General features: G+C 30.9%; 12 protein-coding genes. All 12 read right to left on the reverse strand.

The window, feature by feature from the left end; all coding sequences use genetic code 11:
- The coding region (locus tag KKC53_05820; protein ID MBU2598666.1) for a hypothetical protein at positions 1–180 on the reverse strand (180 nt) is incomplete at its 3' end.
- A gap of 84 nt (positions 181–264) precedes the next feature.
- Positions 265–705 (reverse strand): DNA repair protein RadC, encoded by a 441-nt coding sequence (gene radC / locus KKC53_05825; protein ID MBU2598667.1) that lies wholly within the window; start codon positions 703–705, stop codon positions 265–267.
- 77 nt (positions 706–782) lie between these two features.
- Positions 783–1,076, reverse strand: a complete 294-nt coding sequence (locus KKC53_05830) for an SWIM zinc finger family protein (protein ID MBU2598668.1) — start codon at positions 1,074–1,076, stop codon at positions 783–785.
- Between the two features lie 82 nt (positions 1,077–1,158).
- A complete protein-coding gene (locus KKC53_05835; GenBank protein ID MBU2598669.1) occupies positions 1,159–1,572 on the reverse strand; it encodes a hypothetical protein in 414 nt (137 codons plus the stop codon).
- Positions 1,573–1,581: 9 nt separating this feature from the next.
- Positions 1,582–1,770, reverse strand: coding sequence for a DUF2997 domain-containing protein (locus KKC53_05840; GenBank protein MBU2598670.1), 189 nt, complete (start codon positions 1,768–1,770; stop codon positions 1,582–1,584).
- An 11-nt stretch (positions 1,771–1,781) separates the two neighbouring features.
- A complete protein-coding gene (locus tag KKC53_05845; GenBank protein MBU2598671.1) occupies positions 1,782–2,135 on the reverse strand; it encodes a hypothetical protein in 354 nt (117 codons plus the stop codon).
- Positions 2,132–3,541: an AAA family ATPase gene (locus KKC53_05850; protein ID MBU2598672.1), complete on the reverse strand. Its 1,410-nt coding sequence runs from the start codon at positions 3,539–3,541 to the stop codon at positions 2,132–2,134. The genes KKC53_05845 and KKC53_05850 overlap by 4 nt, the downstream gene beginning before the upstream one ends.
- 80 nt (positions 3,542–3,621) lie before the next feature.
- Positions 3,622–3,852, reverse strand: a complete 231-nt coding sequence (locus KKC53_05855; protein ID MBU2598673.1) for a hypothetical protein — start codon at positions 3,850–3,852, stop codon at positions 3,622–3,624.
- A complete protein-coding gene (locus tag KKC53_05860; GenBank protein MBU2598674.1) occupies positions 3,836–4,696 on the reverse strand; it encodes a hypothetical protein in 861 nt (286 codons plus the stop codon). The genes KKC53_05855 and KKC53_05860 overlap by 17 nt, the downstream gene beginning before the upstream one ends.
- Positions 4,697–4,868: 172 nt before the next feature.
- The gene (locus KKC53_05865; protein ID MBU2598675.1) at positions 4,869–5,222 is read right to left on the reverse strand and encodes a type II toxin-antitoxin system PemK/MazF family toxin; all 354 of its coding nucleotides are present in this window, start codon (positions 5,220–5,222) and stop codon (positions 4,869–4,871) included.
- Positions 5,222–5,467, reverse strand: a complete 246-nt coding sequence (locus KKC53_05870) for a hypothetical protein (GenBank protein ID MBU2598676.1) — start codon at positions 5,465–5,467, stop codon at positions 5,222–5,224. The genes KKC53_05865 and KKC53_05870 overlap by 1 nt, the downstream gene beginning before the upstream one ends.
- A gap of 81 nt (positions 5,468–5,548) precedes the next feature.
- Positions 5,549–5,926 (reverse strand): toprim domain-containing protein (locus KKC53_05875; protein ID MBU2598677.1); only part of this gene is annotated, 378 nt, incomplete at its 5' end.

Consider the following 5,926-nt stretch of genomic DNA (forward strand, 5'->3'; position numbering starts at 1 on the left):
CAAATTCTTTTCTTTTAAGCCAACAATTGGATATAAAGAACGAAGTTTTTTTATATCGGTGTAAACGAAAAAGTCAAGTGGAGAATTAAGTGATGGTTCAACTCTTCCTTCCTTTACATCTTTTCTGAAACCATCGATATAAGATATTTTTTTAACTTTTTTCATTACTTTCTTCATCAAAATCACCTCCTTTAAAATTAAACTAAGAAAAAAGCAGAGGACTAATGTCCCCTGCTCTTATTGTTCCTTAATTAAAATTATTAGTTATAAAAGATTTTCCTCAGAAAAACTGAAATGTGTTGTATCACCTACTATAATGTGGTCCAATACTTTAATACCCAGAATTTTTCCAGCCTCTACCAGTCTTTTTGTTATAGCTATATCGTCAGAACTTGGTGTAGGATCTCCTGTTGGATGATTATGTATAAATACTACTGAAGCAGCTGAATTCTTTACAGCAGATTTGAATGATTCTCTTGGATGTACTATTGATGAGTTTAAAGAACCGAGAGAAACTATTTCATAGTTAAGCACTCGGTTTTTACCATCCAATAGAAATAACATAAATTTTTCTCTATCTAAGCCATTCAATTCCTTCTTCACAATATTACTCTTTGCTATGTCATCAGAGCATTTATATCTATATGATTTTTCGCTGACACCAGTGTATCTAATTTCTATTCTACTTATATAATTTCTATTCATTTTAGTTACCTCCAAATAAAAATAGGAAGGCTTTAGAACCTTCCTATGCTTTTAAAAAACACCAACCTTAAAAATTACTAAACTCTAATTCGTCTTTTTAGACTCTTCTCCATATTTTCAAGCAACATTTTTTCATCACTACTTAACTCCTCCGAAACAATTTTTCTTATACCTGAACCACCATAAAATTCTGAAGTTCCGCTGATGCTACTTTTTATCTTAACAATATGACTACAAACTATTCTTCTATATCTCCATGCTTCGCAAGAACATCCCCAAACTCCTTCAGAGGACTTTGCTACTATATGACTGACACCAGGTCTGCTAGATGAGGGAACTTTCCATTTGTCAATCCATACCCCAATTTTCATTATTTTTACCTCCTAAAAAATGAAGAGGCGTAAATATAATATCTACGCCCCCAACATTAAATTCATTAAAAATTAATATAAATTAAGCCTTCGGAATATCCTCAACAGAAAATTGTTTTTCATCTGGATATTTTTTAACAAGGGGTGTTTTAAGTAATTCTGTCAATAATTTAACATATACCTTTCTTTCAAACAATTTACCACTCAGTATTTCATCTCTTAGCTGCATTTTAATAGAAGTAATAGAATTAACAACTGTATTTTTAATATCAGCAACTCTTCCTGCATCAACACTTATTACAATAAATGCCTCATTACCTTTTTCATATCTTTCAACAATGTTTGGTATGCACAGCTCATCTTCTATTGAGTTTAGCTTTGCCATTATAAATACTAGACAAAGTTCTGAAAGTTTAACATCCCTTGTTTTAACAGAGAATATTAGCTTGTTCTTATCCTGTTCAAGAAAAAACCTTACATTATATTTAATCTCCACTTCACACCTCTACCCGCATGGTACTTTAACTTTCTGCACAAGCTCTTTTTCATAATATTGTGGAAGTTTTTTCACATCTTCTACTATGCCTACATCCTTTAAAAATTCAGTATCATTTACACATGTTTTTCCCTTATATCCAACAACATGAACTGTCATTTTTCCATCTTCTTTAATAGTAATTTCTATTTTTCTCACTTTTTAACCTCCTAATCCACATAAATTGTTAATTTAATTTCATTGTTGTTTTTCTTTTGTGTGCAAGAATAACCTTTTTTTCTTGCTTCAGTTTTAATCTTCTCAGCAGTATAATCCCGAACAAAGCTGTTTAATTCTTTAACATTTCCCCATCTTCCACCATAGTTGTCATAGGAAACTTCACCATTTTCCCCTACTACCAGTGGGTATCTCCAATTGGGAAGATGTATACCTACACCATTTGTAGTACCTGAATAAAATCCCTGTTCACCTTTTTTGGTTATTTTTAAACCCTTTGCTTTTGCAACCTTTTTAACTACTGCTAGATCCTTCATTTTTGCTTTGATTCTTAAAATTTGACTCATAATTCAATCCTCCTTTTATTGCTTGTTTTTTTCGTTTCTATTTTTGAAGCAGGTAAAGTCCTACCAACAGCCCAATTTCTTAAAGCATCAATTTGCTCTCTCATTGTTTTTGAAAGTGGGACAATATATTTAGATGCCTCTTTTAAAGGAATACTTAACATCTTAGATATTCTACACAGCGTCTTTATTTCTGCACCTGTCCAGCCTTCCATTTCAGGAGGTTTACTATCTTTTATTGAATACATATTTTTGTAAATTTTTAGAATAATATTACGCTCTGATTTGTCAGGAAGATCAACAAAGAAGATTGAGTCCCACCTTTCACTTCTAAGAAATTCAGCTGGGATTTTGCTTATGTCATTACAGGTAGCAATGACAAATACTCTTGATTTGTGGTCATTGAGCCATGTTAAGAAAGAGCCGAATACTCTTGATCCTGTACCACCATCTGATAGATGAGACGACCTTATTCCTGAGATTCCTTTTTCAATCTCATCTATAAATAAGATGCATGGTGAAACAGCATCTACAACTTCCAAAGCACTTCGGATATTGCCCTCACTTTGTCCAACAAGAGAGCCAAATATCCTGCCGAAGTCCAGTGAAATTGTAGGAATACCTAGTTTATTCCCCAATGCTTTAGCAAAGTGGGATTTACCTGTTCCAGGCACTCCCAATAGCAAAATACCCCTAGCAAGTGGGGATTTTAAAATTTTCAGTGCGAAACTCTTTAAGAATTCCATACCACCAAGATTTTCTAACTTGTCATCAAAGTTGGAGAAATCCAGTGAAGCATTTTTACGAATTATATTTCTTTTCTGTTCTATTACCTCTTCTTCTTTAAACTCTCTGAATTTTGCAGTTGATAATGAAAGTGAATTTTCAAATTCAAAAATGGTAAGCCCCTGACCAGCATTTGATATTTTTTCTATATCTTTTTTACTGATCTTAACTCTCTGACTTATTGCAAACTTCTCAGTAACCTGTCTTAAAACTTTAATATCAGGCAGATTAAAGTCCAAAATAGTAATGTATTTCTCCATTTCTTTAGGAAAATCAATAATAGGAGAAATAATTACTAAAACTAAACCATTGAACTTCCAATGATTTAGAGAATTAAGTATTGACCTAAAAACATCAACATTTTTAATAAAGTTGTTGAAGTCCAGAGCGTAAACAATAGCATTATCTTCACTTTTATTTAAGTGAGTTATTGGAGTTAGGGGATCACCCTCGCTTGTAAGATATTTATTAAGATCTGGGTATTCTCTTAATCCTGTAATATCCCACACATACTTTTTATAGCCATCTCCCACTTCGGAAGAAAGAGTATAAATAGCTCTTTCATACTCGTGGGTTGATACCCACAGTAAGGGGTATCCAGCCTTTATATAATTTTTAAACATTTTGCCTCCTTATAAATAAAAAAGAGGGGCAGATAAAAAATATTTATTAATTTCTGCCCCTGTTAAAATTTCTATAATTTCTATGAATTCACGATAGCATCTACTTCTTTGTTTAGATTTTCTAACTTCAACTGTATAGACTTCTTATTCTCGTTTAAAGCCTCCAGAGTTTCTGTTATTTGATCTAGCTTATTTTCAACTCCATCAACTCTGTGCTTCATACTTTCCAAAATCAGATTTATTAACAAGAATCTGTACGTTTTAGAGAGCATTAAGAGAAGATTGTCTATTTTACTAACTATTGCATTCATTTTTTGCACCTCCTATAATTTCATTAATTAATTTTTTAGAAGTTTTTAATATTATATTTAGGTTCTTTTTTAATTTCTCTGCATCGTTACCATAATGAATTAAATAATCCGAAGCAAAGGGATTATTTAACCCAAAAAATTGTCCAATAACATAGGAAACTGCCTCAGTTTGACACTCTCTTGTTTTTTCAGGAGTATCTCTACCATGAAGTTCTACATGTGACCACTCATGAATTAGTGTGATCAGTCTGTTATTAAAATCTATATTTTTGTTAATATAGATTTTTCCATCCTTGACATAACCCTGACGGTCACCTGGAATATATATCTCATTAATTTCTGTTCCTTCACTCTCAATAACTCGGCACAGCTCAATATATTTGTCTTTAAAACTATCACCCATAGGTTCAAAAAATGTAGTTACTTCTTCTTTACCATTTAGATTGATAATTTGGCTTATATCAAAGACACTAACAGGGAAGAATCTTATTTCTTTCAGGTGTTTATCTTTATTTTCCCTTTGTATTACGGTCATATTTTTAAGATATATTTTGTTTCCTTCTTCATCTAAAATAAATACTTTTTTAAAGGGTGCTAAAATTTTAATTGAATTTGAACCTTTTTTAATCCTATATCCCAATTCATTCCATTTTCTGAAGCCTGCTACTCTTGTAGTATTACTGTTTTGAACAAAAATCAAAATAGTGTTAGCAAAAGAGTATTTGTGAAATTTTGAACAAAAGGCTAAATATTCTTTTAACCTTTCACTCTTTCCCTGTTTAATCTCACTCAACAGGCTTTTATAAGATTCATTAAGAATTTTATTTACATCTTTATTTTTCACCTTTAAACCTCCTAAAACAACAAAAAGGCAAGAGAATAAATCCCTTGCCTTTTAACAATAAATTTATTTGATTTTTAAAAAATTAATCTTTAAATATAAAAAAGATGAGTAGCAATTACACTACTCCTTTAAAAAATTTAGACTATTATTTAATAAATTTTTTATCCTTGCTCTATTTTAAATCAAGACTAATTTTTATAGATTTATCTATATCTTCCGTTATTGTATTATCAAAACTACCATATTTCTTAATAATTCGCTTTTTATCAATTGTTCTGATTTGGTCACATTGAATAATACTATCATTGTCTAAACCACCAGCACCTTTATTTACCCATACATCTGTTGGATACTTTTTATCTATTTCTTTTTGTTTGGTAATTACTGCAACAATAGTAAGGGGTGAATATTTGTTTCCAGTATCATTTTGAATAATAACACAAGGTCTGGTTTTACCTTTCTCTGAGCCTATTATGGGTTCTAAATTAACTAAAATTATATCTCCTCTTCTAACTTCAATGCTCATCAAATATCTCCATCTACAAATTTGAAATCTTCACATATCTTTAAATTCAATTTAGCCTTTGCTTTGTATCCCTCTATCAGTTCCCTCTCAATTCTTTCTTGTTCTATTTTCATAAGTCTTTCTTCAGTGGATTTCCTAACAAATTCACTAAAATTAGTATTCAAGCTGTCACAAATTGAATTTATCTTAGTAATTAAATTAATCGGAAAATTAATATTTTTCCTTTTTGTTTTTAAACCTTCCATTATACACCTCCAATATATACACAATTAACATACTTATAATATACACAAAAATATACATATTGTAAAGTTTTTTTATTTGGTTTAAGAGTAAGAATATCTGTACACCTTCTTTTTTACTACTTTCTTACTGACCTTCCCTATAAGCTCTTGCATCTTTTTTTTGCCATACTTATTTATAAATGATGCGGGATCTTCCCCTTCAGGAAATTCAATTATTTTTGAATGCTTGATCTTATGGCTTAACTTTTCAGCTACCTTTCTGCCAGAATCATCAGCATCGAACATGAGAAGTACTTTCTTCTTATATTTATTTAATATGAAGGGCAACGCCAAATTGTAATGAGTTCCCATAAGTGCAACAGTAGGAATACCACACTGCTCAACTAAGATTGCATCTATTGGTCCTTCGGTTATGGCAATAATCTTTTCTTCTCCCCAGATAATATGTGAATTATAATA

This window comes from Actinomycetota bacterium (assembly GCA_018830725.1).
Classification (GTDB): domain Bacteria; phylum Actinomycetota; class Humimicrobiia; order JAHJRV01; family JAHJRV01; genus JAHJRV01.

What these genes read in the sequence shown, in the direction of transcription:
- radC (MBU2598667.1), bottom strand. Translation starts at nt 705, where the DNA reads ATGAATAGAAATTATATAAGTAGAATAGAAATTAGATACACTGGTGTC.
- KKC53_05830 (MBU2598668.1), bottom strand. Translation starts at nt 1,076, where the DNA reads ATGAAAATTGGGGTATGGATTGACAAATGGAAAGTTCCCTCATCTAGC.
- KKC53_05845 (MBU2598671.1), bottom strand. Translation starts at nt 2,135, where the DNA reads ATGAGTCAAATTTTAAGAATCAAAGCAAAAATGAAGGATCTAGCAGTA.
- KKC53_05850 (MBU2598672.1), bottom strand. Translation starts at nt 3,541, where the DNA reads ATGTTTAAAAATTATATAAAGGCTGGATACCCCTTACTGTGGGTATCA.
- KKC53_05855 (MBU2598673.1), bottom strand. Translation starts at nt 3,852, where the DNA reads ATGAATGCAATAGTTAGTAAAATAGACAATCTTCTCTTAATGCTCTCT.
- KKC53_05865 (MBU2598675.1), bottom strand. Translation starts at nt 5,222, where the DNA reads ATGAGCATTGAAGTTAGAAGAGGAGATATAATTTTAGTTAATTTAGAA.
- KKC53_05870 (MBU2598676.1), bottom strand. Translation starts at nt 5,467, where the DNA reads ATGGAAGGTTTAAAAACAAAAAGGAAAAATATTAATTTTCCGATTAAT.